Origin of the sequence: Vibrio sp. V42_P2S4T144, from assembly GCF_009904715.1 — a bacterium.
GTDB lineage: Bacteria > Pseudomonadota > Gammaproteobacteria > Enterobacterales > Vibrionaceae > Vibrio > Vibrio alginolyticus.
The window spans coordinates 1-3,360 of the sequence record NZ_WXWS01000291.1 but is presented as its reverse complement, the minus strand read 5'-3'; the positions used below and the strand labels follow the sequence as shown (position 1 = coordinate 3,360).

Annotated in this window: 2 protein-coding genes; one reads left to right on the top strand and one right to left on the bottom strand. The window is 44.7% G+C overall.

The window, feature by feature from the left end; genetic code table 11:
* The coding region (artP, locus tag CAG68_RS10045) for an arginine ABC transporter ATP-binding protein ArtP (protein WP_337250509.1) at positions 1-664 on the bottom strand (664 nt) is incomplete at its 3' end.
* A 425-nt stretch (positions 665-1,089) separates the two neighbouring features.
* Between artP and CAG68_RS10040 the strand changes: the two genes are divergently transcribed.
* Complete coding sequence (locus CAG68_RS10040; RefSeq protein ID WP_161441094.1) at positions 1,090-3,324, top strand: hypothetical protein; 2,235 nt, start codon at positions 1,090-1,092, stop codon at positions 3,322-3,324.
* The last annotated feature ends 36 nt before the right edge of the window (positions 3,325-3,360 follow it).

The following is a 3,360-nucleotide window of genomic DNA, read 5'->3' as shown; positions in this document are numbered from 1 at the left end:
GCTCAACGATGTGTCCTTTTTCTAAATACAGTACGTGACTAGCGATTTTCTTGGCGAAATCCACTTCGTGCGTCACAACTACTTGTGTAATTCCGGTTTCGCTTAAATTTTTAATAATCTTAACGACTTGGTTAGTAATTTCCGGATCAAGCGCAGCGGTCGGTTCATCAAAAAGCAAGACTTCCGGTTTCATCATCAATGCACGAGCAATCGCCACACGTTGTTGCTGACCACCAGAAAGTTGCATCGGCCATGCATCCGCTTTGTCTGCCAAATGCAGCGTCGCAAGAATTTGCATTGCCTGCTTCTTCGCTTCTTCTTTATCCATGCCAGCGACTTTTACCGGAGCCTCAATCAGGTTCTCCATCACTGTCATGTGTGGCCATAGGTTGTACTGTTGGAACACCATGCCCACTTTACGACGAAGCGCTAAACCTTGCTTCTCTTTGATTTCAGTTGAAAAGTCGAATGCGTCATTAGCGATGTTTAACTGGCCGTTATCCGCCCCTTCAAGAAGGTTAAGAACACGCAGTAGAGAGCTCTTCCCTGCACCACTCGGACCGAGTAACACCAGTGTTTCGCCGCTTTCACACTTAAAGCTGACATCGTGAAGCACTTGTGTCTCACCGTAGGATTTATTGATTCCGCTTACCTGAATAGTCATGCTGACATACCGCATTAATTGTCACTTGGCATTTATATTACTCAAAAGGATTTTTTATGCAATAAAAATGTATAAAAATTAATTTTGTTAAATTTTTGTATGATAAGCAATCAATACAACAGAGAATATGACTGGTTTAATCAGTTGGTTTTAACTGAAATTGTTGATGAAAATCCAACAATATGATGGCAATCGAAACAAGGTTAAAATTCTGGTTACTTTTGTGCTTGTGTAGACGGAATTTTGAGTCTTTGAACGTACTACACCCGACGCAGACCTTCTCATTTTTGCCGGGCTTCCCCCCTCGATTTCCGGTAAAGCCTTCTATCGGCGGGTTCCTGATTAGGACTTTGTGAATAGACTATAATTTCTCTTTGTATTCTGGCCCTTAATTCGAGTCATCTAAGTATGAGTGAGATAACCCCATGTTGAAGTCGCATTGTTTTTCTCTCATGGCACTTGCTTCTCTGAGCTTACTTTCCATACCCAGCGTTTGGAGTAGAACAGCAATCGTGTTACCTGGATTGCATGAACAGGGTATTGATCTTCAAGATAAGCCTATCTCTGCTGCGGCTACACGTGAATGGGAACTGGATTATGCTGATATCGTATTCGGCGCTTACGAAAGTAAAAGTCATAATGAGCGTGTACAAGCACTTGGTTACATGTACAACCAAAAGCTGGAACTTAACTCAGGTTGGCTGGAAAACGATATACGTAATCACGCAGAACTGAATGGAATTGACTACGAAGATTTCTTTCTCCACTTTTCTGAAGACACTATCCTAGCTGAAGTCGACTCAAGCCATGGTGAGAATACTCTACTCAATCGAAAACCGATGATCGTTGGCTATACCGCCAACGCTAACCACGCCGGTTTTTGGCTATATCAACCACCGCCATGGGATGCTGATGTATTTGGTCAGGCGAATAATGGTGGAGCCCTCTATGTCTATCACTCAGAGAAGTTCGACCGCTTAGCCTTTACGTTCTCTCAGTTTGCTCAAGGCGGCAGCTTCACGATTGAATACCCTTCTGCCATCGACTCGTTTGGTCAGGTAACTGAATGGAAACGCTTCGCGATTAAAAAAGACAAAACTGAGAACATGACTAAAAACCAAACGGTCAACTGGTCTGTCCCTTCGGATTGGGTTCGCGCTACAACGCATGATGGTAGCGGAAAAACTTATGATGGCGGTCAGTACTTTGGCTCCACCTTTTTACGCGACGGCGGCCGCCTTTACGTTGCGAAAATTACTTGGCATGACGACAACATAGAAAACCGCCCACGTCTCGAAAACATTCAACTCAAAGATAGCTTCCCTGCCGTCAATATCTCAGGAGCACCAACGGAGACACCGGAAGGTCAAACCATTCAACGCTGGCGTAAAATTCGTGGCTTCGACAAATCTGCAGATCGAAACCAAGACAATTATCTTTCTTGGCATGAATACAAAAACCGTTCGAATAAGAATGCAACCGCACGATTTCGTTGGGAGTCACGCGTTATTCCATTTGGTCGTATGTGGAATCAAACCTCTTCTTGGGCATTGACCAATCTCGGCAATCCCTTTTTTGCCAATACAATGCGCCACTCTTACCAAGCTGAATGGGCGAAACAAGGTTTAAATGGTGCGTACAACGACGATACGAATAAGTTACTCGGTGCAAATCAGTTCTACATATATTCCGGAGGCACAGTGGATGAACTTGGTTTGGTGGCGGGTAGCCAAGCTGCTGACGATGCTTACAAAGCGCAATTCACGGCGTTCTTGAATAAACTGGCAACGCTGGATGAAGATGCGTTAATTGGCCTCAACATAGGTACGGCAAACTTATTCGGTCGTAATGGGCAAAACCACTTGGTTAACGCTGGCTACTTGTACTTGCGCGAGCACTACCTTTTCCCTGCTACCGGCTTTAGTGGCTATGCTGGCTTGGCTAAATTTTGGGATAACTCTGCACTCGCCAAAGCTGGCCAGAAAGTGATTTATCAAGCGACCACGCGTTATGGTCGCGTTCAATACTTTGGTAACACAGAAAACAATTGGAAACAGGACCAATACTCTGCACTAGCGGTGTTCTACTTAAACTATCACCCTGAGCGCATTTACTTTAATCAGTGGAACAATGGCTACTTATATGGAAGTAATAACACAACAAGTGACAACTTCTGGAAGGCAGGCGTACCAAAGAATATTGCTTATCAACCTAGCGCCTTGCTTGCCATCGATTTAGGTATGCCAACCAATCAAATCCCAGATGGGTATCAGGCGACTCCGCTAATGATGTCCACCAGCACGCCCTATTCCGCCGATTACACGGTGATTGGAGATGCTTCTATGAGCAAAGTGGCTCATCCTGACTTGCCTAATGGCGCTATCGATTTGTTACCAACCCATACGTACTTTGCGTATCACTCAGACGATACGGTAGTGATGCATGGCCCTACAGAGATGGTGTTAGCCCGCGAATTCACCAAAGGCCGAGTTCTGTATCGAACTGATTTCTTTGGCAAGAATATCGATTATTTCTCCTCACCGAAGATAACTATCGCACTTCCAGAACCTATGCGACCTGTAGATCAAGACGGTAACATCGGCGACTATGTTTCTCACATTGAGATCGGCGGCTACGAAGGGGTGTTCTTGCTGTATTAACTCCCTTTCAACCACTCTGACTAAACGCTTCATAAA